The sequence below is a fragment of the Streptomyces sp. Ag109_O5-10 genome, assembly GCF_900105755.1.
Classification (GTDB): Bacteria; Actinomycetota; Actinomycetes; order Streptomycetales; family Streptomycetaceae; genus Streptomyces.
The window spans coordinates 6,069,173-6,094,455 of sequence record NZ_FNTQ01000001.1; the positions used below are offsets into that span (position 1 = coordinate 6,069,173).

Annotated in this window: 19 protein-coding genes and 1 pseudogene; 9 read left to right on the plus strand and 11 right to left on the minus strand. The window is 73.2% G+C overall.

Annotated features, from left to right (window positions below; all coding sequences use genetic code 11):
• Positions 1-10 precede the first annotated feature (10 nt).
• Positions 11-1,513: a CoA-acylating methylmalonate-semialdehyde dehydrogenase gene (mmsA, locus tag BLW82_RS27725; protein ID WP_093502806.1), complete on the plus strand. Its 1,503-nt coding sequence runs from the start codon at positions 11-13 to the stop codon at positions 1,511-1,513.
• Positions 1,514-1,568: 55 nt separating this feature from the next.
• Here the strand turns inward: mmsA and BLW82_RS27730 are convergent, their stop codons facing one another.
• Positions 1,569-2,402, minus strand: a complete 834-nt coding sequence (locus BLW82_RS27730; RefSeq protein WP_093502808.1) for an SCO4651 family lipoprotein — start codon at positions 2,400-2,402, stop codon at positions 1,569-1,571.
• A 350-nt stretch (positions 2,403-2,752) separates the two neighbouring features.
• Between BLW82_RS27730 and BLW82_RS27735 the strand changes: the two genes are divergently transcribed.
• The 5 genes from BLW82_RS27735 (at position 2,753) to BLW82_RS27755 (ending at position 12,053) form a co-directional block, all read left to right on the plus strand.
• Positions 2,753-4,153 carry an APC family permease gene (locus BLW82_RS27735; RefSeq protein ID WP_093502810.1) on the plus strand — a complete coding sequence of 467 codons (1,401 nt, stop codon included), beginning with the start codon at positions 2,753-2,755 and terminating at the stop codon, positions 4,151-4,153.
• A 712-nt stretch (positions 4,154-4,865) separates the two neighbouring features.
• A complete protein-coding gene (locus BLW82_RS27740) occupies positions 4,866-7,511 on the plus strand; it encodes a CocE/NonD family hydrolase (RefSeq protein ID WP_177233087.1) in 2,646 nt (881 codons plus the stop codon).
• Positions 7,508-8,371 carry an ABC transporter permease gene (locus BLW82_RS27745; RefSeq protein WP_093502812.1) on the plus strand — a complete coding sequence of 288 codons (864 nt, stop codon included), beginning with the start codon at positions 7,508-7,510 and terminating at the stop codon, positions 8,369-8,371. Before BLW82_RS27740 ends, BLW82_RS27745 begins: the two co-directional genes overlap by 4 nt.
• A 156-nt stretch (positions 8,372-8,527) precedes the next feature.
• Positions 8,528-10,012 (plus strand): vWA domain-containing protein, encoded by a 1,485-nt coding sequence (locus BLW82_RS27750; RefSeq protein ID WP_093502814.1) that lies wholly within the window; start codon positions 8,528-8,530, stop codon positions 10,010-10,012.
• Positions 10,013-10,142: 130 nt separating this feature from the next.
• Positions 10,143-12,053 (plus strand): AMP-dependent synthetase/ligase, encoded by a 1,911-nt coding sequence (locus BLW82_RS27755; RefSeq protein ID WP_093502816.1) that lies wholly within the window; start codon positions 10,143-10,145, stop codon positions 12,051-12,053.
• 58 nt (positions 12,054-12,111) lie between these two features.
• Here the strand turns inward: BLW82_RS27755 and BLW82_RS27760 are convergent, their stop codons facing one another.
• Together BLW82_RS27760 and BLW82_RS27765 are read right to left on the minus strand one after the other, a co-directional pair.
• Positions 12,112-12,522 (minus strand): rodlin, encoded by a 411-nt coding sequence (locus BLW82_RS27760; protein ID WP_093502818.1) that lies wholly within the window; start codon positions 12,520-12,522, stop codon positions 12,112-12,114.
• Positions 12,523-12,677: 155 nt separating this feature from the next.
• Positions 12,678-13,091: a rodlin gene (locus tag BLW82_RS27765; RefSeq protein ID WP_093502820.1), complete on the minus strand. Its 414-nt coding sequence runs from the start codon at positions 13,089-13,091 to the stop codon at positions 12,678-12,680.
• Between the two features lie 266 nt (positions 13,092-13,357).
• On the opposite strand from BLW82_RS27765, the gene BLW82_RS27770 reads away from it, so the two are divergent.
• Complete coding sequence (locus BLW82_RS27770; RefSeq protein WP_093502822.1) at positions 13,358-13,774, plus strand: rodlin; 417 nt, start codon at positions 13,358-13,360, stop codon at positions 13,772-13,774.
• 279 nt (positions 13,775-14,053) lie between these two features.
• Positions 14,054-14,281: a chaplin gene (locus BLW82_RS27775; protein ID WP_093502824.1), complete on the plus strand. Its 228-nt coding sequence runs from the start codon at positions 14,054-14,056 to the stop codon at positions 14,279-14,281.
• Between the two features lie 150 nt (positions 14,282-14,431).
• Here BLW82_RS27775 and BLW82_RS27780 read toward each other — a convergent pair.
• Together BLW82_RS27780 and BLW82_RS27785 are read right to left on the minus strand one after the other, a co-directional pair.
• Positions 14,432-15,662 (minus strand): annotated as a pseudogene (locus BLW82_RS27780) (dimethylaniline monooxygenase).
• Positions 15,662-17,047, minus strand: a complete 1,386-nt coding sequence (locus tag BLW82_RS27785) for a carboxylate--amine ligase (protein ID WP_256215976.1) — start codon at positions 17,045-17,047, stop codon at positions 15,662-15,664. The pseudogene BLW82_RS27780 and the gene BLW82_RS27785 overlap by 1 nt, the downstream one beginning before the upstream one ends.
• 173 nt (positions 17,048-17,220) lie before the next feature.
• Here BLW82_RS27785 and BLW82_RS27790 point away from each other — a divergent pair, with 173 nt between their 5' ends.
• Complete coding sequence (locus tag BLW82_RS27790; protein ID WP_093502826.1) at positions 17,221-18,624, plus strand: glycoside hydrolase family 26 protein; 1,404 nt, start codon at positions 17,221-17,223, stop codon at positions 18,622-18,624.
• A gap of 23 nt (positions 18,625-18,647) precedes the next feature.
• Here BLW82_RS27790 and BLW82_RS27795 read toward each other — a convergent pair whose 3' ends face one another.
• From BLW82_RS27795 to BLW82_RS27820, 6 genes are all read right to left on the minus strand, one after another.
• Positions 18,648-19,766, minus strand: a complete 1,119-nt coding sequence (locus tag BLW82_RS27795; RefSeq protein ID WP_093502828.1) for a GNAT family N-acetyltransferase — start codon at positions 19,764-19,766, stop codon at positions 18,648-18,650.
• Positions 19,763-20,404 (minus strand): YveK family protein, encoded by a 642-nt coding sequence (locus tag BLW82_RS27800; RefSeq protein ID WP_093502830.1) that lies wholly within the window; start codon positions 20,402-20,404, stop codon positions 19,763-19,765. The genes BLW82_RS27795 and BLW82_RS27800 overlap by 4 nt, the downstream gene beginning before the upstream one ends.
• Positions 20,401-21,540: a glycosyltransferase gene (locus BLW82_RS27805; protein WP_093502832.1), complete on the minus strand. Its 1,140-nt coding sequence runs from the start codon at positions 21,538-21,540 to the stop codon at positions 20,401-20,403. Before BLW82_RS27805 ends, BLW82_RS27800 begins: the two co-directional genes overlap by 4 nt.
• Position 21,541: 1 nt before the next feature.
• A complete protein-coding gene (locus tag BLW82_RS27810) occupies positions 21,542-22,297 on the minus strand; it encodes a polysaccharide deacetylase family protein (RefSeq protein WP_177233088.1) in 756 nt (251 codons plus the stop codon).
• Positions 22,281-23,906, minus strand: a complete 1,626-nt coding sequence (locus BLW82_RS27815; protein ID WP_256215977.1) for a lipid II flippase MurJ — start codon at positions 23,904-23,906, stop codon at positions 22,281-22,283. Before BLW82_RS27815 ends, BLW82_RS27810 begins: the two co-directional genes overlap by 17 nt.
• Positions 23,907-23,986: 80 nt before the next feature.
• The gene (locus BLW82_RS27820; RefSeq protein WP_093502838.1) at positions 23,987-25,282 is read right to left on the minus strand and encodes an O-antigen ligase family protein; all 1,296 of its coding nucleotides are present in this window, start codon (positions 25,280-25,282) and stop codon (positions 23,987-23,989) included.
• Between the last annotated feature and the right edge of the window lies 1 nt (position 25,283).

Below are 25,283 nucleotides of genomic sequence, written 5' to 3' on the forward strand. Positions count from 1 at the left end.
GTAACCGGTCATGACGAAGATCGTCAACCACTGGATCGGCGGCAAGTCCGTCGACGGCACGTCGGGCAACTACGGGCCGGTCACCGACCCGGCCACCGGCGCGGTCACCACGAAGGTCGCGTTCGCGTCGGTCGACGAGGTCGACGCCGCGGTCGCCGCCGCCAAGGACGCGTTCGTCACCTGGGGCCAGTCCTCGCTGGCCAAGCGCACGGAGATCCTCTTCCGCTTCCGCGCCCTCCTGGACGCGAACCGGGACGCGATCGCCGAGCTGATCACGGCCGAGCACGGCAAGGTGCACAGCGACGCGCTCGGCGAGGTCGCCCGCGGTCTGGAGATCGTGGACCTGGCGTGCGGCATCAACGTGCAGCTGAAGGGCGAGCTGTCCACCCAGGTCGCGTCCCGCGTGGACGTCTCCTCGATCCGCCAGCCCCTCGGCGTGGTCGCGGGCATCACGCCGTTCAACTTCCCGGCGATGGTCCCGATGTGGATGTTCCCGATCGCCATCGCGACCGGCAACACCTTCGTCCTCAAGCCCTCGGAGAAGGACCCGTCGGCCTCGATCAAGCTCGCCGAGCTGCTGGCCGAGGCCGGCCTGCCCGACGGCGTCTTCAACGTGGTCCACGGCGACAAGGTGGCCGTCGACCGCCTCCTGGAGCACCCGGACGTCAAGGCGGTCTCCTTCGTCGGCTCGACGCCGATCGCCCGCTACATCCACACCACCGCCGCCGCCAACCACAAGCGCGTCCAGGCGCTGGGCGGTGCCAAGAACCACATGCTGGTGCTGCCCGACGCCGACCTGGACGCGGCGGCGGACGCGGCCGTCTCCGCCGCCTACGGCTCGGCCGGCGAGCGCTGCATGGCCATCTCGGCCGTGGTCGCCGTGGGCGCGATCGGCGACGAGCTGGTGGAGAAGATCCGCGAGCGCGCCGAGAAGATCAAGATCGGCCCCGGCAACGACCCCACCTCCGAGATGGGTCCGCTGATCACGGCCGTCCACCGCGACAAGGTGGCCTCCTACGTCTCCGGCGCCGCCGCCGAGGGCGCGGAGGTCGTCCTGGACGGCACCGGCTACACGGTCGAGGGCTTCGAGGACGGCCACTGGATCGGCATCTCGCTCCTCGACAAGGTGCCCACCACCGCCAAGGCCTACCAGGACGAGATCTTCGGCCCCGTCCTCTGTGTCCTGCGCGTGGACACGTACGAGGAGGGGGTCGCCCTGATCAACGCCTCCCCCTTCGGCAACGGCACCGCGATCTTCACCCGGGACGGCGGCGCCGCCCGCCGCTTCCAGCTGGAGATCGAGGCCGGCATGGTCGGCGTCAACGTGCCGATCCCGGTCCCCGTCGGCTACCACTCCTTCGGTGGCTGGAAGGACTCGCTCTTCGGCGACCACCACATCTACGGCAACGACGGCACGCACTTCTACACCCGCGGCAAGGTCGTCACCACCCGCTGGCCCGACCCGGCCGACGCCCCCGCGGGCGTCGACCTGGGCTTCCCGCGCAACCACTGACGGCGCACGGTGCCCCGCCGCTCCCGGGAGAGGCGGGGCACCGGCGTGTCCGGGGTCAGCCCTGCTGCTTCCGGGAGTTCTCGATCGCCTTGGTGAGGTCGGCGGTCTGGCCGGCCGGCGGGGCCTTCACCGGGGCGGTGGCGCCGAACTTCTTGAAGTCCATGGTCACGGTCGCCTTGCCGAACTGGTCCTTCAGGCGGACCGGCAGGTCCTTGGCGCCGATCCACACGTCCATCGTCACGGAGTCGGAGCCGCCGGTGAGCGCCTTCATGCCGTCGCTGCTGAAGACGTCCTTGTACTTGCCCATCTCCGCCCGGTGGACGACGGCCCGGTAGCGGGTCGTGCGCTGCCCGTCGACGGTCTCCTTGCCGAGGTCCTTCACGTCCTTCGCGTACTTGAGGTACTTCATCGCGGCCACCGGGTTGCCCGCGCTGCCGCCGTCGAAGTCCTGGGCGCCCTTGGAACCGAAGAGCACCGACGCGTCGACCTTCATCCACTGCTTGCCCTTGAGCGGGCCGGAGGTCTGGGGGTCGACGTTGTAGTAGTAGGCGCCCTTCACGAACAGCGCCCGGATCGTCGCGCGGTGCTGGAGCGCCTGCATGTTCGCGGCCTTGGTGTCCATCAGGACATCCACCGCCACGCCGTCCCCCCAGGAGTAGGTGCCGTTCAGCGTGACCGGGGTGCCCGTGCCCGTGTCGGTGCTCATCCTGACCTCGGCCGAGCCGAGCTGGTCGGTCCGGTCGGTCGCGCGCGAGAGCACCGCCATGATCTTGTCCGCGCTGTTCACGGCCGAGGTGGCCGTCTTCACCCCGCCGGAGCCGCACGCGGACACGGCGACCGTCGCCGCCGCCGTGAACCCCACCCAGGCAGCGGTGTACTTCAGCCTCATGAGTCCCCACCCATTGCTGTGATTCGGTTGTGAGTTCTGTTGTCGATGACTCCAGCGGGACACACTGACAGGTCCGGATGCCGGACGTCTTCACGTTTTTTTGACGCCCGCACTGCGATTCCCGTAGGGGTCGACAGCGTGGATTGGCCTGCCTCGTATTGACGTATACGTGGAATACGGCGAGGAGATCAACGGATTCCGTAGGTTAACGACCATTGACGTGACGGTTTTCGTCGGGGTTCCATGCATCGCAACCGGGAGCGGACGAAGAGACGTACGAGACGAGCCGCCGGAGGCGATAGCGCTCCCGGCCGAAACTCCTCGCCGCTCCAGTCGATCGGAACCGCTTCATGACCGACACGCTCCACCCTGTCGAGATCGCCTCCGCGGAGGCCTCGGACAGCCCGCAGAAGCTCAAGCGCTCGATCGGCGTGGTCGGCGGCACCCTCCTCACCCTCTCCTGTGTCACCCCGGCCTCCACGCTCTTCGTGGTCGTCCCGGACCTGTTCGGCTCTCTCGGGACCGCCACCGCCCTCACGATCGCCATCGGCTCCCTCCTCTGTATCGCCGTGGCGTTCTGCTACTCCGAACTGGGCACCCTCATCCCCAGCGCGGGCGGCGAGTACGCGATGGTCTCGACGATGGCGGGCCGCCTGGCCGGCTGGCTGGTCTTCGTCCTCTCCCTCCTCGTCGTGATGATCGTGCCGCCGGTGATCGCGATGGGCACGGCCGACTACCTCGCCCCGATCGTCCACCTCGACCCGGCCATGACCGGCGCCGGCGTGATGCTCCTCGCCACCCTCGCGGGCCTCCTGGACCTGCGCGCGAACGCCTGGATCACCGGCATCTTCCTGGTCCTGGAGGTCATCGCGGCCGGCGTGGTGGCGGTGCTGGGCTTCTCCCACAGCCACCGGGGCGTCGGCAGCCTCACCTCCATGCAGGTGGCGGACGCCGGCGGCCACACCACCACGGTCACCGCGATGCTCGTCGTCTCCGGCCTCGCCATCGCCCTCTTCGTCACCCAGGGCTTCTCGACGGCGGTCTACCTCTCCGAGGAACTGGAGAACCCGCGCCGCAACGTCGCCCGTACGGTCCTCGCCACCCTCGCGATCTCCACGGTGATCATCCTCGTCCCGGTCGCCGCGATCACCATGGGGGCGACCGACCTCAAGGCCCTCACCGGCGGCGACATCAGCTCCATGGTCACCGCCTGGTCCAACTCCGCGGTCGGCACCTTCGTCAGCCTCTGCGTGGCCCTCGCGATCATCAACGCGGGCATCGTGATGGTCATCCAGAACTCCCGTGTCCTGTTCGCCTCGGCCCGCGACAAGGCCTGGCCGGCCCCGGTCAACAGCGCCCTCTCCCGCCTCGGCCGCTTCGGCTCGCCCTGGGTCGCCACCCTCGCCGTCGGCGTCCCCGGCGCCCTCCTCTGCTTCGTCAACCTCGACACCCTGTACGGCGTGACGGGCGTCTCGGTGACCGGCATGTACCTCCTCGTCGCCGTGGCGGCCCTCCTCTCCCGCCGAGGCCACCACAGGCACACCTCCGCCTGGCGCATGCCCCTCTGGCCGGCGATGCCGATCATCCTCATCGCCGTCCTCGGCTACATCCTCACCCAGCAGGAGACGACCTACCTCCTCTGGACCGGCGGCATCACCGCCGCCGCCACCCTCTACTGGGCCTTCTACCTCCGCCCCCGCAAGCAAACCCACTGGCTCGTCTCCCTCCCGGACGACGTGACCCCCCACTAGGAACACGGGGAACCCCGTTGCGGCGGGACGAGGTGCGGCGGCGGCCGGTTGTGAGCGCCGGGCCGGCCAGAGGCCCGAAGGCCCGCGGGGAACTGCGCGATCGGCCCCCACCGGCCCGCGGGAACCCACCGGCCGGTCCGGCACCGCCGGAGTCCGCCGTCGTGGCTGATCGCCGTCGCGGCGGGACGGGGTGCAACGGCGGCCGGTTGTGGGCGCCGGGCCGGTCGGCGGCCTGAAGGGGCGCGGGGAACTGCGCGATCGGCCCCCACCGGCCTGCGGGGATCCACCGGCCGGTCCGGCATCGCCGGAGTTGATCGCCGTTGCGGCGGGTCGAGGTGCGGCGGCGGTCGGTTGTGAGCGCCGGGGCGGCCAGAGGCCCGAAGGGCCGCGGGGAACTGCGCGATCGGCCCCCACCGGCCTGCGGGGATCCACCGGCCGGTCCGGCATCGCCGGAGTTGATCGCCGTTGCGGCGGGTCGAGGTGCGGCGGCGGTCGGTTGTGAGCGCCGGGGCGGCCAGAGGCCCGAAGGGCCGCGGGGAACTGCGCGATCGGCCCCCACCGGCCCGCGGGGATCCACCGGCCGGTCCCGGCGTCGCTGTCGCGGTGTACCGCGCTCGAAGTACGTGACGGGGTACTCCTACTCCTCCGGGATGGCCCGCTGTTCAGCCCACCGTCGGCATCGGATGTCGGTGCGGGCCCGTACCGTTGAAGCATGGATCTTCGACCCCCCGGCCTGCGAGCGCTGCGCGGGCGGCCGCGGCGGCTGGTCGCCGCCGCGGCCGCCGTCGTCGTGCTCGCCGGCGCCGGTACGTGGACGGCCGTCGCCTCCGACGGCCCGCCCCCGGTGCAGCGGACCGACAAGGTCATGGCGGTGGACGGGGTGCGTCTGGACACCTCGTTCTTCACCACGTCCGGCACCGGCCGGCGCCCCGCGGTCCTCCTCGCCCACGGCTTCGGCGGCAGCAAGGACGACATGCGCACCGAGGCCGAGGACCTCGCCCGCGACGGCTACGCGGTCCTCACCTGGTCCGCCCGCGGCTTCGGCAGGTCCACCGGGAAGATCGGCCTCAACGACCCCAAGGGCGAGGTCGCCGACGTCTCCAGGCTCATCGACTGGCTGGCGAAGCAGCCCCAGGTCCAGCTCGACAAGCCCGGTGATCCGCGCGTCGGGATGGCGGGCGGCTCCTACGGCGGCGCGATCTCCCTCCTCGCCGCCGGCTACGACGACCGCGTCGACGCGATCGCCCCCTCCATCACGTACTGGAACCTCGCGGACGCCCTTTTCCCGAACGGCGTCTTCAAGAAGCTCTGGGCCGGGATCTTCTTCAACAGCGGCGGCGGTTGCGCCAACTTCCAGCCCGAGCTGTGCGCGATGTACAACCGGGTCGCCGAGTCGGGCAAGCCGGACGCGGCGGCCGTCAAGCTCCTCGAAGAGCGGTCGCCCTCGGCCGTCGGCCGCCGCATCAAGGTGCCGACGCTCCTCTTCCAGGGACAGACCGACTCCCTCTTCACCCTCTCCCAGTCCGACGCCGCGGCGAAGGCCGTCAAGGCCAACGGCGCCCCCGTCGACGTCGACTGGATCGCCGGCGGCCACGACGGCGGCGACCTGGAGACCAGCCGGGTCGAAGGCCGGGTGACGTCGTGGTTCGACCGGTATCTGAAGGGCGACAAGAACACGGACACCGGGCCGGCGTTCCGGATCACCCGCACCGGCGGCATCGACTCCACCGACGGCGCCGCCCTGCTGCGCGGCGCGACCGCCCGCAACTACCCCGGACTGGAGAGCGACCGGAAGGACATCGCCCTCAAGGGCGGCACCCAGCGCGTCGCCAACCCGGCCGGCGCCAGCCCGCCCGGCGTCTCCGCGCTGCCCGGCCTCGGCGGTGGCGGCCTCGCCCAGCTCTCCTCCCTCGGCGTCGGCGTCTCCCTCGACTTCCCCGGCCAGTACGCCCGTTTCGACTCGGCCCCGATGGCCGGCAACGTGCAGATCACCGGCACCCCCACCGCCACCGTCCATCTCACCTCCACCAGCGACGACGCCGTGCTCTTCGGCAAGGTGTACGACGTCGGCCCCGACGGCACCCAGCAGGTGCTGCCCGCCCAGCTGGTCGCCCCGGTCCGCGTCGAGGGCGCCAAGGCCGGCAAGGACGTCTCGATCACCCTCCCGGCCATCGACCACGAGGTGCAGAAGGGCCACCGGCTGCGCCTGGTCCTCGCCTCCACCGACCTCGGCTACGCCTCCCCGACCGCCCCGGCCACCTACACCGTCTCCCTCAAGAGCCCCCTGAGCGTGCCGACCGCGCCCCAGGTGGACACGGCCGCCGCGCCGCTGCCCGCCTGGGTGTGGTGGCTGCCGGCGGCCGGCGCGCTGGCCGCCCTTGCCCTGCTGCTCACCGGCCGCCGCCGCACCGGCGGCCCCGCACCGGACCCGGCGCTCGCCGAAGTCCCGCTCCAGATAACGGACCTGAGCAAGCGCTACCGGGGCTCGACCGACCGGTACGCGGTCAAGGAGCTGTCCTTCCGGGTCGAGAAGGGCCAGGTGCTGGGCCTCCTCGGTCCCAACGGCGCGGGCAAGACCACCACCCTGCGCATGCTGATGGGGCTGATCAAGCCCGACGGCGGCGAGGTCCGGGTCTTCGGCCACGCCATCCGCCCCGGCACACCCGTCCTCTCCCGGGTCGGCGCCTTCGTGGAGGGTGCCGGCTTCCTGCCGCACCTGTCCGGCCGGGAGAACCTGGAGCTGTACTGGCAGGCGACCGGACGCCCGCTGGAGGACTCCCACATCGACGAGGCGCTGGAGATCGCCGGCCTCGGCGACGCGCTGGCCCGCGCGGTCCGCACCTACTCGCAGGGCATGCGCCAGCGCCTCGCCATCGCCCAGGCCATGCTCGGCCTGCCGGACCTGCTCATCCTCGACGAACCCACCAACGGCCTCGACCCGCCGCAGATCCGCGAGATGCGCGAGGTGATGATCCGCTACGCGGCCGCCGGCCGCACGGTGATCGTCTCCAGCCACCTCCTCGCCGAGGTCGAGCAGTCCTGCACCCACCTCGTGGTGATGGACCGCGGCCGGCTCGTCCAGGCCGGACCGGTCGCCGACATCGTGGGCACCGGCGACACCATCCTCGTCGGCACCGGCACCCCGGTGGAGGAGCCGGTCGTGGAGAAGGTGGCCGCGCTGCCCGGCGTGGCCTCCGTGACCAGCACGGCCGACGGCCTGCTCGTCCGCATGGAGCCCGGCGGCAGCGCCCCGCGCCTGGTCGCCGAACTCGTCCGGCTCGACGTCCCGGTGGCGTCGGTCGGCCCGCACCGCCGTCTGGAAGACGCCTTCCTGACCCTGATCGGAGGTTCCGCGTGAGCACGCTCACCGAGAAGGCCGCGGTCGCCTCCGGCTACCGGGCGGGCCGCACCCTGCCGCTCCGCGTCGAGCTGGTCCGCCAGCTCAAGCGGCGCCGCACCCTGGTGATGGGCGGCATCCTCGCCGCACTGCCCGTCGTGCTGCTGATCGCGTTCGCGATCGGCGGTCAGCCGGGCCGGCAGAACGGCCAGGTCACCCTCCTGGACACGGCCACCGCGTCCGGTGCCAACTTCGCCGCGGTCAACCTGTTCGTGTCGGCGGGCTTCCTGCTGGTCATCCCGGTCGCCCTGTTCTGCGGGGACACGGTCGCCTCGGAGGCCAGCTGGTCCTCCCTGCGCTACCTGCTCGCCGCACCCGTGCCGAGGGCCCGGCTGCTGTGGTCCAAGCTGGTCGTCGCGCTCGGCCTCAGCCTGGCCGCGATGATCCTGCTGCCGCTGGTCGCCCTGGCCGTCGGCACGGTCGCCTACGGCTGGGGGCCTCTCCAGATCCCCACCGGCGGCGCCCTCGACACCACCACCGCCACCCAGCGCCTCGCGGTCGTGATCGCCTACATCTTCCTGTCCCAACTGGTCACCGCGGGGCTGGCGTTCTGGCTCTCCACGAAGACCGACGCCCCCCTCGGCGCGGTCGGCGGCGCGGTCGGCCTGACCATCGTCGGCAACGTCCTCGACCAGGTGACGGCCCTCGGCGACTGGCGCGACTTCCTGCCTGCCCACTGGCAGTACGCCTGGGCGGACGCCGTACAACCCCACCTGGAGTGGTCCGGCATGATCCAGGGCGCGGCGGTTTCCATAACGTACGCCCTGGTGCTGTTCGCCCTGGCCTTCCGGGGTTTCGCCCGCAAGGACATCGTCTCCTAGGTCACCGGACGATCTCCCTCCGGCCTCGGAACCCCTGGTCCGTGGCCGCTTCGAGATCCATCCGCAACGCATCGGGGCGCACGTTCCGGCCCCCTGCGCCGTCACAGTCGACGAGAAGCCAGGAAGTCGACTCCGACCGGCACAGGGGGCACAGCGATGAACAGACACCGGACCCGACGACGGACGTGCGCGGCACTGCTCGCCCTCACCACCGCGGGCACCCTGCTGCTGACCGCCTGCAGCGCGGACGAGAACCACGCGAACGGCCCGAAGTACACGACCGCCACCCGGGCCCCCGCCCCCTCCCAGGCGGCGGGCAACGAGACCGCCGCGCCCTCCGACCACCTCTCCACCTTCGCCCTCGACGTCGACACCGCCTCCTACGGCTACGCCCGCCGCACCCTCGCCGACGGCGGCCGCCCCGACCCCTCGACCATCCGGCCCGAGGAATTCGTCAACAGCTTCCGCCAGGACTACCGCACCCCCGAGCACAACGGCTTCACGGTCACCGTCGACGGCGCCCGCACCAGCAGGCCGAACTGGTCCCTGGTCAGAGTGGGCCTCGCCACCCGCCCCGCCGGCGATCCCGGCACCCGCCCCCCGGCCGCCCTCACCTTCGTCGTCGACGTCTCCGGCTCCATGGGCGAACCGGGCCGCCTCGACCTCGCCAGGAAGTCCCTGGACACGATGACCGACCGGCTGCGCGACGGCGACTCGGTCGCGCTCGTCACCTTCAGCGAACACGCCGAGACCGTCCTCCCGATGACCCGCCTCGGCGGCCACCGCGCCGAGATCCACGACGCCGTCGACGGCCTGGAGGCACTCTCCTCCACCAACCTCGGCGAAGGCGTCGAGACCGGCTACGCCACCGCCGTCGAGGGCCTGCGCAAGAACGCCACCAACCGCGTCGTCCTGATCTCCGACGCCCTCGCCAACGACGGCGAGACCGACCCGAACGCCATCCTCCGGCGCATCGACGGCGACCGCCGCGAGTACGGCATCACCCTGTTCGGCGTCGGCGTGGGCAGCGACTACGGCGACGCCCTCATGGAACGCCTGGCCGACAAGGGAGACGGCCACACGGTGTACGTCTCCGACACCGCGACCGCCGACGACGTCTTCTGCCGCCAACTCCCGCAGAACATCGACCTGGTGGCTCGTGACGCCAAGGCCCAGGTGGCCTTCGACCCGCACACGGTCGCGGAGTTCCACCTGATCGGCTACCAGGACCGCAAGGTCGCCGACCAGGACTTCCGCAACGACACGGTGGACGGCGGCGAGGTCGGCCCCGGCCACACGGTCACCGCCCTCTACGCCGTCCGCACGAACCCCGGCACCGACGGCCACCTGGCGACCGCCACCGTCCGCTGGCTCGCCCCCGACACCCGCACCCCGCACGAGAACACGGGCGCGATCGAGACCGGCGCCCTGCACCACGACATCTGGTCGGCCTCCCCGCGCTTCCAGGTGACGGCGGTGGCGGCCTACTTCGCGGACGCGCTGGCAGACGGCGAGTACGACATCCCGGGAGCACCGAGCCTCACGAGGCTCCAGTCCCGGGCGGCCACGCTGGCGGAGGTGACCGAGGACAAGGACGTCGCCGGCCTCTCAACCGCGATCAGCGAGGCGGCGCCCCTTTAGGGGCGCTGGGGGTACCCCCGGCCGAAGGCTGGGGGAGGAACCGGGCGCTCAGCCCCCACCCACCCGCACCCGAACCCCATACCGTCCGAACCCATTGACCTCCCCTTACTTCCGAGTAAGTTGACGGCCCATGAGCGTACGCAGCGACCTCGCACGAGCACGTCGGCGGACGGACCTGGCAGACCGGGGCAAGGTCGAGGTCGTCAGGGACGAGGCCGGGGTCGTGCGGGAGGCACGCCGCCCGCCCCTCGCCGCCCCGCTCACGAGCGGCTCCCTCGCCGACCTCCCGTACACCAACGCGGCAGAGGAACCCCACGCCACGGCCATCCGCCGCAGCGAGGGCACGGTCACCGCGGCAGCCTTCGCCGCCCAGGTGACCGCCACCGCGAAGGGCCTGATCGCCGCCGGCCTCGCCGCAGGCGACCGCGTCGCCGTCATGTCCCGCACCCGCTACGAGTGGACGGTGCTCGACTTCGCCATCTGGGCGGCCGGCGGTGTGACCGTCCCGGTCTACCCCACCTCCTCCGCGGAGCAGGTGGAGTGGATCGTCCGGGACTCCGGTGCCCGCCACGTCGTCACCGAGACCCCGCAGAACACCGCCACCGTCACCACCGGCACGGCCTCCCACGCACACCCGCCGCGCATCTGGGAGCTGGACGCCGGCGCACTCGCCGACCTGACCACCCTCGGTCGCGCCGTCCCGGACGAGGAGGTGGCCGAACGCCGCGGCGGCCTGACCCCCGACACCACGGCCACGGTCTGCTACACCTCCGGCACCACCGGCCGCCCCAAGGGCTGTGTCCTCACCCACGCCAACCTGCACGCCGAGGCCGCCAACACGGTCGAGCTGCTGCACCCCGTCTTCCGGGCGGTCACCGGCCGGACCGCGTCCACCCTGCTGTTCCTGCCCCTCGCCCACATCCTGGGCCGTACGCTCCAGCTCGCCTGCCTGCTGGGCCGGATCGAGATGGGCCACTTCCCGAGCGTGAAGCCCGACGAACTCCGCCCCGCGCTGCGGGAGTTCCGGCCCACGTTCCTGGTCGGGGTGCCGTACCTCTTCGAGAAGATCCACGACACCGGGCGGGCGACGGCGGAGAAGATCGGGCGCGCCGCGTCCTTCGACCGGGCCGAGCGGACCGGGGTGCGGTTCGCCGCGGCCCACCTGGAGAAGTCCCTCGGCACGGGGAAGGGCCCCGGCCCGGGTCTGTACGCCGCCTGGGCGCTGTACGACCTGCTGGTCTACCGCCGTATCCGCAAGGAGCTCGGCGGCCGGATGCGGTACGCCGTCAGCGGCGGCTCGCCCCTCGACCGCGACCTGAACCTGTTCTTCCACGCGGCCGGCATCGCCGTCTACGAGGGCTACGGCCTGACCGAGACCAGCGCTGCCGCCACCATCGTGCCGCCGCTCGCCCCGCGGCCCGGCACGGTGGGGCAGCCGATCCCGGGGGCGGCCGTCCGGATCGCCGAGGACGGCGAGGTGCTGATCAAGGGTGCGGTGGTGTTCGGGTCGTACTGGAACAACCCGGCCGCGACCGCCGAAGTGCTCGCGGACGACGGCTGGTTCGGGACCGGTGACCTCGGGGCCCTGGACGCGGACGGCTATCTCACCATCACCGGCCGCAAGAAGGACATCCTGGTCACCTCCGGCGGCAAGAACGTCTCCCCGGCCGTCCTGGAGGACCGGCTGCGCAGCCGGGCGCCCGTCGGCCAGTGCCTGGTGGTCGGCGACAACCGGCCGTTCGTCGCCGCGCTGGTCACCCTGGACCCCGAGGCGGTCGCCCACTGGCTGGCAGTACGGAAGCTGCCGCCCGACACCCCGCTCGCGGAGCTGGTGCGCGACGACCGGATGCGAGCCGAGGTGCAGAAGGCGGTCGACCACGCCAACCTGGCCGTCTCCCGGGCCGAGTCGATCCGTGCCTTCGTCCTGGTGGAGGGCGAGTTCACCGAGGAGAACGGCCTGCTCACGCCGTCCCTGAAGGTCAAGCGGCATGCGGTGACGGCCCGCTACGCGGCCGAGATCGAGGCGCTGTACCGCAGGTGAGCAAAAGGCGGCGGGCCACCGGAGGAACCGGTGGCCCGCCGCCCACGGCGTCCGAGGACTACTGGTTCGCGGTGCCGTTCGCCGACAGCGCGGAGATGTCGTCCAGGACGTGCGACAGCGGCTCGTCGCCCTTGGCCTGGGTGGAGTTCTCCACGCACTGCTGGTTCTGCGGCGCGGACAGGATCGGCACGTCCTGGGCGACGCCGACGGCGACCGCACCGACGAGACCCTGCAGGTTCGCCTTGAGCGGGAGACCGACGCACGGCTTGTTCAGCGATCCCTGGACCAGCGAGAGCTGCGGGCTCAGGTCGCCGAAGGTGGCCGAGTTGCCGAACTCCGACTTGGCTTCGTTGCCGCTGAGGGAGGTGGTGCCGGTGTCGTTGCCGGTGGCCAGGGCCTGGGGAGCGGCCGTAGCCGCGAAACCGGCGACGGTGACGGCGACAGCCGCGGTCGCCCACAGCTTCTTCATGATTGTTCCCTTCGAAAGGCGGACTCCGGGGAGGAGCTGCGTGATCGTCAACTTACCCGGATTCGCCCAGGTTGCGTGGTATGCCCCGATTGGCGGAGCGCAGTCCGATCAGTCGACCGGCGCGCCCTCGAACCGGGGCCCGGAGTGCTTCCGGACTACTTGTTGCCGGTGCCGTTCGCGGACAGCGCGGAGATGTCGTCCAGGATGTGCGACAGCGGCTCGTCGCCCTTGGCCTGGGTGGAGTTCTCGACGCACTGCTGGTTCTGCGGCGCGGACAGGATCGGCACGTCCTGCAGGACGCCGACGGCACCCAGGCCGACCAGGCCCTGGAGGTTCAGCTTCGCCGGGAGGCCGATGCAGGGCTTGTTGAAGGAGCCCTGGATGAGCGCCAGCTGGGGGCTCATGTTGCCGTACGTGGCGGAGTTGCCGAACGCCTGCTGGGCGTCGTTGCCGCTGAACGAGGTGGTGCCGTGGTCGTTGCCGGTGGCCAGGGCCGGCGAGGCGGCGGCAGCGGAGGCGCCGATGGCGGAGGCTGCGACTGCGGCGGCGGCCAGAACCTTCTTGATCACTTGTCAGTTCCCTTCTGAGGACACCCCGTCCACCGGAGCGCACTGGTCAACTGCGCGCGCTCTGGTTGGTTGCTCCGCTTCACTCCAACGGCCCACGCCGGGAAATCGCCCGTTTGCGGGAAGGCCCGGTTTTCCGGGGAATTCCGGGAGGCCGTCGGTCCGAACGGGTGACGTGGCGCCCGGTGCCGCAACCATTCCGGACGCGCGCGGTTGATGCCGGACAGGAACGTCCGTCTTGGCCTGAGCGCCGGGAAAGGAAAAGCGAAATGCTGAAGAAGGCAATGGCCGCGGCGGCGGTCGCCGTGTCCGTCGTAGGTGTGTCGGCGGCGGCAGCCCCCCAGGCGCTTGCCACCGGCAACGACCACGGCACCACCTCCGCGAGCGGCAACGGCGCCCAGGAGGCGTTCGGCAACTCGGTGACCAAGGGCAAGATGAGCCCGCAGGCCACACTGGTCCAGAGCTCGCTCAACAAGCTCTGCGTCGGCCTTCCCGCGAAGGCGAACGCCCAGGGGATCCTCGGCCTCATCGCCGCCGTCGGGGTGGCCCAGGACATCCCGGTCCTGTCCGCGCCGCAGAACCAGCAGTGCGCCGAGAACTCCACCCAGGCCAAGGGCGACGAACCGGTGTCGCACATCCTGGACGACATCTCCGCGCTGTCGGCCAACGGCGTCGCCAACCAGTGACCCCGGTCCTGTGAAGCCCGCCCGGGCGGTGCGCGTGACCGCGCCGCCCGGGCGGGCTTTTGTCGTGCCCCGAAATTCCGCCGCGAGGAGAAGCGTTTCCTCTCTCCGTGTCAATTCTCGGCGGGCGTTCGAGTGAATTGGTCGAAGAGGCACGTTCCGTAGTTTCTTCGACCGTCTATTCCTCGTTCTACAGCCTGCCGGTCATGGTGCGAGCCGTTCATGCTGTGCTCGCTCGGTTTCGGCCGACATACGGGCATGACCGCAGAGAAGGGAAAGTTCATGAAGAAGACCGCTGCTGTGGTCGCCGGCGCGCTCCTGGCGCTGGGCGGTGCCATCCCCGCTTTCGCCTCCGCCGGTGCGGAGGGTGCTGCCGCCAACTCCCCGGGCGTCGTCTCCGGCAACGTGATCGAGGTCCCGGTCCACGTCCCGGTCAGCGCCTGCGGCGACACCGTCGACGTCATCGCGCTGCTGAACCCGGCGTTCGCCGGCGTCTGCGCCAACAGCTGACGACGTCACACGGCGCACCAGCCCTCTCGGCTGTGGCACGGCCGGCCCCGGAACGCCGATCCTTCGCATCCGCGTTCCGGGGCCGGCTCTTCCGCTCTCCGGCCGGGAGGGCGGTGCCGGAAGCCCGCAGCGAGGCCCGGCACCCGCCCGTCAGCCGCGCACCACGTCCGGTGCGGACTCCCGCCGCCCGGCCGGGACGCCCCAGCCAGCCGGCCCCGAGCGCAGCCGCCGCCGTACCCCGCGCACCAGCGTCCCGGCGGTGAAGCCGGCGCCGTGCACGAAGCGCATGGCAGGACCGAAGCCCGCCGCCGTGACCAGACCGGCCAGGAACAGCCCGGGATACGACGACTCGAAGTCCCGGCCCACCTCGGGCGCCCCGTCGGCCCCGGTCACCAGGGCCGTCCGCAGGTCGTCGGCGAGCAGTGCGAGCCGTCCGCGCGTCGCCCTGAACCCCGTTGCCGCGACGACGTGTCCGGTCTCCAGGGTGACCGCCCCGCCACCGCGCACCGTGGTGTCCAGGCGGACTCCGCTCGCCGTCGCGCGCGCCGCCGTCACCTCGCGGCCCAGCAGCACCTCCACCCCGGACTCCACCCGCTCCCGCACCCACCAGGCGCCGGCCGGGCCGAGGGCGCTCGCCGCGATCCGGGTCCGGATGGGCTCCGCGAGCCGCCGGTACAGGCCGGGCCGCTCGGCGTAGAACCAGTTCCGCCAGCCGGGGCCGAGCCCGCTGTGCGGGGCGCGGACCGACTGCCACCAGGGGCGCTGCCAGGGCGGCGGCACCTCGTTCCAGGACAGTCCGTCCGCGCGCACCAGCACCCGTACCCGGCTGCCCAGTTCGGCGAGGAGCGCCGCCGTCTCCAGGGCCGTCCCGGCCTCGGAAGCGGTCCAGGTCGGCGTGGTGGCTGCTGTGCGTGACCAGGTCGGGGGAGAGGCCGCGCAGGGCCGCGGGGATCTCCACGAACGGCAGCACACCGATGGCGAGGGCGACCGTCCGGCCGCGCAGCACCTCGCCGTCCGCCGTCGTCGCCTCGAAACCGCCGGTGTGCGGCGCGACCCGGGTGACCACGCGTTCGTCGACGGGCGGCGCGGCGTTGCGGGCGAACCACAGGCCGTACTCGGCGAACATCTCCAGTGGGATCGGCTGCCCGTGCCGGACGGTCACGCCGCGGCCCGCGCAGCACACGTCCAGCCGCCAACGCGCCTCGGGGTCCGACAGGTCGGAGGCCCAGGGCTCGGACTTGAGGAACATCCCGCGGGGCATGTGGTCGCGCCAGGACGCCATCGGGCGGCCGAAGACCCGCACGTTCAGGCCCGCCGCGGCGGCGTGGGACGCGATGGACAGGCCGTACGGGCCCGCTCCCACCACCAGCAGGTCGTACATCAGCAGCTGCTCGCTTTCTCGTCGTCGGACCGGTCGGGCTGACCAGAGAGGGCGGAGACGCCGGGCGCGGCGGGGACACCGGCCCCACCGGCCGATTCCTCGTCCCGGGCGGCGGGCACGAGGGGTTCCGCGGTCTGGGGGGCGGGCACGAGGGGCTCCCCGGCCTGGCGGACCACGGGCGCGTGCGGCCGCGGCGCCCGGTCGGCGGTCCCGTCGCGCAGCCGGTCCAGCAGCCGGGCCGCCACGTGCCGGCCCCACAGCGCCCACATCGCGAGGCCTGGACCCCGGTCGTCCGGCGCGGACCAGGCCAGCTCCCGCCCGCGCGGCGCCGGCCGCAGCGCCCTCAGCGGCGCGTAGTTCTCCACCACGAACGCCCGCCCGGCCAGCGGTGCCCCGTCCGGTAGCGGACGGTGCGTCAGGTCCAGGTGCAGGGCGCGTACGACGTCCAGGCCGGCGCTGTCCGCGAAGAGCCGGAACTGGGCGCCCGGACGGGGGTTGAAGTCGAGGAGGTGGTAGCGGCCGGTGCCGCCGCAGCGCCGGAAGTCCAGGTCGAAGATGCCCCGGTAGCCGAGCTCGCCGGTGAGCCGCTCGGCCAGCTCCCGCACCTGCGGGTTCGGCGTCCACAGGCCGACCGCGGTCAGCCCGGCTCCGCGCGGCCAGGCGCGCTGCTTGCGGCCGGGGCCGCCCGCGCGCACCTGCCCGGTGCGGTCGGCGTAGCCGTGGAAGAACCAGTCGCGGTCCTGGCCCGGCGGCAGGAACTCCTGCAGCAGCAGCCTGCTGCCCGCCTCCTCGCTGCGCAGGAACAGCTCCACCGCCTCCCGAGCCGAGCGCACCACGACCGTGCTGCGCAGCCCGGATGCGGCCGGCAGCAGCCAGGGCCGGCTCCACTTGGCGATCACCGGCAGCCCGAGCCGCCGGACCGCGGCGGCGGTCTCCTCGGTGCTGTCCGGGACCAGCGTCGGCGGGTGCGGGACGCCGGCCGCCGCGCACACCTCGGCCAGCTCGGCCTTGTCGGCGACACGCTCGGGCAGCGTGCCGGGCTGCTGCGGGAGCAGGTAGGCGGGCGCGAGGTCCGCGCGGAACCGGCCGGCCGCGACGGCGCTCGCGTCGTCCATCGGGATCAGCACGGCCGGGCGGGCGATCCGCGCCGCCACCCGGCGCAGCACGGCGACGATCTCGGTGGGCGACGCGCCCGGCGCCGGCGGCGGGTGCAGCCGCCGTACGAAGCGGGACCTGCGGACCGGGCTGCCCGCGGAGTCGGCGACCACGTGGACCTCCACCCCGGCTCTGCCGAGCGAGCGCACGGCCCCCAGGGTGCCGTGGTGAAAGGGGTTCCGGTCGATCCGCAGCAGAACCGCGGGAACCCGGATGTCTAGCAGCGACACGGACCATTTCCTTTGCGTCGGTTCACCCGTGCGGTCGTCCGGGGCACCCGAAAGCCGCAGCCGCACTGGCGTAATTCATATTGATATGACTAAGTGTCAGTAAGTGGCACTTCCTCAGGAGTGCTGCGAACAGACGAGCAAACGGACTGTCAACGACGGAGAAAGGAGCAGGCATGACCCCACAGCGGCGAGAGCGAACGCGGTTCCGGCGGTATCGGCCGGCCGTGGCCGCGGCGGCCGTCGCCGTCGCCTCGGCGACCCTGGCGACCGGCCCGGGATTCGCCGCGGGCGCGGGGGCGGCGCGGGTCACCGGCCCTCCGGCTCCGGCACCCGCGACAGCCGTCCCGGCACCCGCGACAGCCGTCCCGACACCCGCGACGTCCGTCCCGGCACCCGCGACGTCCGTCCCGACACCCACGACGTCCGTCCCGGCACCCGCGACAGCCGTCCCGACACCCACGACGTCCGTCCCGGCGTCGGCGGCCCCCCTGCCGACCCCGACCCCGGCCGCCGACGCACCTGCGGTCGGCACGCCGGCCAGGGCGACGCCCCCCGCCTTCGGGGCGTTCCTCGACTCCGGCCCGCTCGGCGTCGCCCGCATGGCCCAGCTGAGCAGCTGGCTCGGCGGCACCGAGCTCAAGGTCGCGCACACGTATCTCCCCGGCAACCGCTGGGCCGACATCGAGGGCGCCCCCGGCTTCCTGGACGTCTGGGCGCACTGGCGACGGGAGAAGGCCGACCGGACGCTCGTCCTCAACGTGCCCATGCAGGAGCGCAACGAGGAGGGCATCGGGGACGACGAGGTCCGCTCGCTGCTGCGGCAGGGCGCGGCCGGGGCGTTCGATCACCACTTCCGGGCCCTGGCCCAGCGGCTGGTGGACCTGCGGGTCCCGGACACGGTCATCGTGCTCGGCTGGGAGATGAACGGCATTACCTACACCCATCGTTGCGGGCCGGACCCGGAGGCCTGGAAGACGTACTGGCGACGGATCGTCACCACCATGCGCGCGGTGCCGGGCCAGAAATTCCGGTTCGACTTCACGTCGAGCCGGGGCCGCGACGCCGTTCCGTGGACGCAGTGCTATCCCGGGGACGACACGGTCGACATCATCGGCATGGATTCGTACGACCAGCCCAGCGGACTTTCCTTCGACCAACAGGTGCGGGAGCCCTACGGACTTCAGGAGCACGTCGATTTCGCGAAGGCGCACGGAAAGCCGGTCTCCTATCCGGAATGGGGCCTCTTCCGCAACGGTGACAACGCCGAGTACATGCGCCGGATGCTCGCCTGGATGGACCAGCACAAGCCGCTGTACAACACGCTGACCGACTACTGCCCGCACGGCGTCTGGCAGTGCTCGGTCAACCCGCGCTCCGCGCACGTCTACCGCGAGGTCCTCTTCGGCCGCACCGACACCACGACCCCGACGCCGGCCACTCCCAGACCGACCCCGACCCCGACCCCGACCCCGTCCGCCACGCCGAGTGCCACGCCCACGTCCTCCTGCACATCGATGGAGCTGGGCGCCTGGATCGAGTACTGGCTCGGCGGCAAGCTCTGCTTCAGCCTCGACTGACGGGCGGGTGCGCCCGGCGCCCCCTACTCCTGCCGGCGCTCCTTCCACCGCTGCCGCACCTCCTTGATCCGCTGCCGGGCGGCGGCGTCGCAGAGCGCCGCCGACAGCAGCGGGGCGGTGCGCCGCCGGGCCAGCAGCAGCCGCTGGTTGACGACCGGCTCGGGCCGCCAGTGGTGCTTGTACGGCTCGTCGCCGCGCAGCAGGCTCAGCGTGCCGCGCTCACCGGTGCCGGTGTGCTGGGTGCAGGCGTCCAGCAGCATCACCGCCACGTCCGCCTTGCGCTCCCGCAGCCGGGGATGCGCGCCGTACAGGTAGCCGCCGGCGAGACTCGGCGCCAGCAGGGTCAGGTCGACGGCGACCACCTCGTCGTCGAGCCGGAACTCGGTGACCACCGCGTCCCCGGACCGCACCATCGGCCCCACCGAGCGCACCAGATGCTCCTGGAACCGGGACTGGAGGTGCTCGGTGGTCACCTTCCGCCCCTGCCACTGGAGCCGGTGCAGGTCGAGCAGGCGGCGCAGTGCCGCGTCCACCCCGTCGGGCGGCACGACGTCCCGGCGCACCCCCAGCGAGCCCAGCTTGCGCAGCTTGGCGCGGACCCGCTGGGCCTTGCTCGACGGCAGCCTGCCGACCAGCTCGTCCATCGACACGGCCGGCAGCTCCAGGCAGACCGAGTCCGGCAGCTTCCGGCACGGGCCGCGCCAGCGGTCGTAGACCCGCTCCGCCGCACCGCCCGGCCGCACCTCGCGGAAGTCGATCAGCGCCGTCCGCGCCGCCTCCGCCAGCTCCCGGGTGAGGGCGTCCGTCACCCGGCCGTCGTCGGCGTCGGCGAGCAGCACGTCCGCGTAGTCCGAGATCGCCCCGCCCAGCGGCACCAGCGCGGGCAGCGGCCGGTGCACCAGCGTCAGCGGGGCCGCGCCGACCAGCTCACCGCCGTAACGGACCAGGACGAGGCGGAGCCGGCCGGGGGTTCCGTAGGAGCGCCACCAGGAGTGCAGCCAGGCGTGGCTCTGGAACGGGGTGGCCGTGCCACACCGCCGGTAGAGGCGGCCCCAGGCCGGGGCCAGCTCGGCGAAGGCGCCCTCGTCGGTGACGAGTTCGGTGGTGTACGCGGCGAGCGTCGGGGGGGCCGTCGTGGTCACAGCTGCCCGTGCACGTCGGCGGCGACGGCCGGACCGGGCACCGAGGCCTGCAGCGCGGACTCCGCGGGCCGGCGCCGGGGCCGCACCAGGAGCGCGAGACCGCCCAGCAGCCCGCCCGCGCTCGCGCCCACCAGAGCGGTCACCTTCGAGGACGCGGAGGTCGGCGTGGTCGGCTTCGGCGCACGGGAGAACTGCAGGAGTTCGACGTTCGTGTCGCTCTTGGTGTCGTTGGCGTGCTGGATGAGCGAGCGGGCCACCGCGTTGGCCATGTCGGTGGCCTGCAGGGCGTGCGGTGAGCTGGCCGAGACGGCGACCATCGGCGCGTCCGGCGAGGTCTCCGTCTGGACACTGTTCTGCAGCGTCTTCAGCGGCACGCCGGCCCACATCTGTGCGTCCCCGAGCACCGCGAGCTGGGTGGCGACCCGGCCGTAGGCCTGCGCGAACCCCTGCGCGGACGCGGTGTCGGACTTGTCAGCGGTGACGGCGATGACGTAGGCGGTCGCCGTGTAGCTGGGCGGCGTCAGCACGCCGTAGGCGCCGCCCAGCAGCCCGCCGGCCAGGACCCCGGCCGCCAGCAGTGACCAGGGCGGGATGGCGCGCGGGAACGGGCGGGGTGCTCGGACGGTGTTCTCGGTCATGGCGTGCTGGCTCCCTGAGGTGTGGTGGCGAGTGCGGCCGCGTAGACGTCCATGAGCTGGGCGGCGCTGCGGGTGATGCTGTAGTGACGGGCGGCGTCCGGCGCGCCGCGCGGGCCGGGTCCGGCGGCGCGGGCTGCGGCCAGCGCCCCGGCGTAGGCGGCGGCGCCGCCCGTGACGCGGCGGGCGCCCGGCGCGGCGGCGGGCGGCAGGTCCTCGACGGCCGGGCAGGCGCTGTAGAGCACGGGCAGCCCCGCGGCCAGCGCCTCGACGACCGCCAGCCCGAAGGCCTCCTCGGCGGAGGGCGAGGCGAACACGTCCATGGCGGAGGTGAGGGCGGGCAGGTCGGGGTCCTGGTCGTCGTCGGAGGCGTAGGGCCGCTCGCCGGCGAACAGCACCCGGCCGGCGACCCCGGCCGCCCGTGCGGTGCGGCGCAGGGCGGCCTCCTCAGGACCGCCGCCCACCAGCAGCAGCCTGCAGTCGGCGGGGAGAGCGGCGAGGGCCTCGACCAGGACGGCGAACCGCTTGCCGGGCGCGAGCCGCCCGACGGCGCCGACGACCCAGGCGTCCTGCGGGATGCCCAGGCGGTCGCGGACGCGCCGGCGCCGGGCCGCGTCGAAGCGGAACCGGTCCAGGTCGATGCCGTTCGGCACGACCTCGATCCGCGGTCCCGGCACCCCCCACCGGCGCAGCCGCTCGGCGACGGTCGGCGAGACGGCCACCGTGGACCGCCCGAGCCGCTCACCCGCCAGGTACAACGCTCTTACGCCCGCGGTCAGGTCGCGCCCCTCCAGCTGAGAGTCGCCGAGTGAGTGCTCGGTGGCGACCACGGCCCGCACCCCCGCGAGCCGCGCGGCGATCCGGCCGTACAGGCAGGCCCGGTAGAGGTGGGTGTGGACGAGGTCGTAGCGGCCCCGGCGGATCAGCCGCACCAGGCGGGGCAGCGCGGCCAGGTCCCGGTTCCCGGCCATCCCCAGGTGGACCACCCGCACCCCGTCCGCGGCCAGCCCGGCCGCGACCGGCCCCGGGTTGGTGAGCGTGACGACGTCGCAGGCCACCGGAAGGTGCCGCAGCAGCAGCCGCAGTTGCTGCTCCGCGCCGCCGGTCCCCAGGCCCGTGATGACGTGGAGGGCCCTCATCTCACAGCCCCTGGACGGGACGGCGGCGGAGCCGGTGCAGCCGGTACTTCAGGAAGAGGCGCCCGGCGTGGTCGTTCTGCCCGACGTGCACGCGGGGCAGGGCGTACGGGCCGCCCAGCGGGCCCGGGTCGATGGCGCAGCCGTAGCCGTAGCCGGCGTCCCGCACGGCGTCGACGGCCCGCTGGTCGACGCTGCCGTAGGGGTAGCAGAAGCCCTCGACGGGGGACTGGACCAGCTCCTCCAGCCGCGCCCGGCTGTCGGCGGTCTCGGCCCGCAGGGTCTGCGCGTCGGCCTTCGTCAGGTCGGCGTGGGTGAGCCCGTGGGAGCCGATCTCCACCCCGCTGCCGGCGGCCCGCCGGACGCCGTCGGCGGTGAGCAGCGGCTTGCGCGGGCCCAGCGGGTCCCAGGCGTTGTCACCGCCCAGCCGTCCGGGCAGCACGAACAGGGTGGCGCCGCAGCCCCAGCGGTCCAGTAGCGGCAGGGCGTGGTCGAGGAAGTCGGCGTACCCGTCGTCGAAGGTCAGCGCCACCAGCCGGCGCCCCTCGCCGCGGGCGCGCGCGGCGAGCAGCCCGGCCACCGACACCCCGCGCAGCCCCCGCCGGCGCAGCCAGCCCAGCTGCTTCTCCAGGCGCCCGGGGGAGACGGTGACGCGGTACGGGTCGTCGGAACAGTCGCCCACGGAGTGGTACATGGCGACCCAGGGGACCGGACCGGTGAGGCGTCCGGCCCTCGCGGCGGACTCAATGGAAGACGGCATGCGCGAGCCTTCGGGTGACGGTGGCTACGGAACGGAGTGCGGGTGCGAAGCCCTGGGCGCCCAGGGCCCGGCCGAGCAGGACGAAGACGACGGTGACGGCCGTGGCGCCGGCGGCCAGACCGGTGAGCGGGTCCGCCGGCCGGGCGGCCGCGAAGAGCCCGACGGCGGTCGCGGCGACCGCCGCCCGCACCGGCCGGCTCAGCTCGACGAGCACCCGCCGGGTACGGATCGGGACGCTGCGCGGGCCCGTCCCGGCCAGCAGGAGCACGGCGGTCGCGGTGATGCCGGCGGCGTTGGCGGCGGCGATGCCGGTGACGCCGTACGCGCCGACCGTCAGGGCGCCGATCCAGGAGGTCAGCACGATCCCGGCGGCCATGGCGCCCACCGGGTACCAGGAGGCGCGGCCCGCCGAGAAGTAGGAGCGGACCAGCACCCCGACCAGGGTCTGCCCGAGCAGCCCGAGCGCGTAGACGCGCATCACCCCGGCCGTCGCGGCGGTGTCCACGGAGGTGAACGCGCCGCGCTGGAACAGCAGCTGGATGAGCTGCGGCGCACACGCCACGACCACGGCGGTGCCGAGCAGCACCACGCTCGCGGCCACCGACAGGTCCCGCTCGACCCGGCTCCGGGCCCGCTCGGTGTCGCCCTCGGCCAGCGCCCGGGCCACCACGGGGAAGGTGACCGTGCACAGCATCATCGACATCGTCATCGGGATCTGCGCGACCTTCTGCGCGTAGTTGAGGTGCGAGATGGCCCCGGAGTGCAGGTGCGAGGCGAGGAACCGCTCGATCAGCACCTGCGACTGCCGGCACAGCGCGAACAGCAGCACGGTGGCCATCAGCGCCACGTTCAGCGGCCGCTCCTCGGTGACGGCCGGGCCGCCCTCCTGCCGCGCCTTCGGCCGGTGCCGCAACTGCCCGAGCAGCGACGGAAGCTGTACGGCGACCATCAGGGCACCCCCGGCCGCCACCCCGAACGCCGCCGACCGCACCCCCCAGTGGCCGCCGAGCGCGAACATCGCCGCGATGATCCCGGCGTTGTAGGCGACGTAGATCGAGGCCGGGGCGAGGAACCGCCGGTGCGCGCGCAGAGCGGCGCTGCAGTACCCGGCCAGCCCGAAGGTCAGTACACAGGTGGCCGTGAGCCGGGTGCAGCCGACGGCGAGGCCGGGGTCCCGCAGCCCCGGCGCGAGCACCGCGACGAGCTGCGGGGCCCCGCCGATCAGCAGGGCGCCGACGCCCGCGAAGGCCAGGGTCAGCTTGGGCAGCGTCCCGGCGACCAGGCCCCGCACGGGATCGCCGGACGCCCCCTGCGTCCGCCGGGCCAGGGCCACGCTGAACGCGGGCACGAGCGCGAACGCCAGCCCGTCCTCGATCAGCAGCGTCGCCGCGAACTCGGGCACGGTCCACGCCACGAGAAACGCGTCGGTGTCCCGCCCGGCCCCGAACAGCCGCGCGAGCGACTGGTCCCGGATCAGCCCGAGCAGCGACCCGAGCACGGAGAACACGGCGGTACCGAGAGCGGCCTTGGCGAGAAAGCCACGAGTGGGGCCGGCGTTCTCGGTGCCGGCGCCGGCGACCTCCTTCTCGGGGGCGCGGGGCTGTGACACGTGGGGCTCCGCCGCGTGGGCCCGACCGGCCACATCGGACCCGTGGTCGACATCCGACCCTTCAACCCCCGGCGCCGCAGTCATTCCGCACGCTCCGCCCCCGCCAACGCCCACCAGCCGACCGCCCCGAACAGCACCGCCGTGAGAACCGTCGACGGCCCCCCGATGTCGGCGTACGCGAAATCGACGAGCTGCCAGATCAGCAGCCCGCACCCCACCAGGGCGCAGTCGAGGCCGTCACCGCCCCGCACCCGCCACAGCCCCCGTAGCCCGCACGCCAGCAGCGCCAGCCAGCTGCCCGCCAGGGCGAGCAGCCCGAGCAGGCCCTGCTCGCTGAGGACCAGCAGGTACATGTTGTGCGGCGACAGCAGCGGCTGCTTCCGGTACGCCGTCCCCGCCCCCTCCGTGTCGCTCCCGGACGACAGCGCCAGCGAGGCGTGCGAGTCCCGGTACGCGGGGAAGTTCTTCAGGCCGACGCCGGTCACCGGGTGCTCGCGCCACATCCCCGTCGCCGCCGCCCACAGCGTGTACCGGTCGACCACCGACTGGTCCGGCGCGTCCGTGACCTGCCCGATGCTGCTGAGCCGCTCCTGGAGCATGGCGGTACCCACCCCGAAGCCGCCCACCAGCACCACACCGGCCGCGACCGCGACCGCCGCCACCTTCAGGGCCCGCCGCAGCCCGGCCAGGGCGAGCTGCACACCGCAGGTCAGGACCGTGGCGATCCAGGCGCCCCGGCTGAAGGAGACGGCCAGCGGCAGCAGCAGCCCGAGCGCGCACGCCCCCGCCGCCACCCGCTGCCGTACCGGGGAACGCCCGAGCGCCAGCCCGAGCGCGCAGACCAGGCCGAACGACACCACCGTCGCCATGCCCATCACGTCCTGCGGCCCGAAGGTGCCGACCGCGCGGATCTCCTCGCCCTGGTACGACGCCCCGGTGCCGGTGACGTACTGGTGCAGCCCGACCGCGCCCTGCCAGACCGCGAGCCCCACGAACGACCAGGCGAGGAGCCGGAAGTCGGCACGGTCCCGGACCAGCAGCACGACGGCGGCGGGGACCAGGACGAACACCTGGAGGTAGCGGCCGAGGCCGGTCAGCCCGGCGCCGGGCGAGGCCGCGCCCATCGCCGCGACGGCCAGTCCCACGACCGGCAGGCCGAGCACCGCCACGGCCGTGGCGGACAGCGGGCGCCGCCGCTCCCGCAGCGTGCGCAGCGCGGCGTACAGCACCACAAGGGCGGACACCGCGTCGGCGGGCCCCGCACCGCCCTCCTCGCCGCCCGGGGCGAGCGGCAGCGCGAGGACCGCGAGCACGGCGACCGCGGCCAGCACCGGCGGCAGCCGCAGCGGCCTGGCCGGTGACAGTGCGAAGCTCATT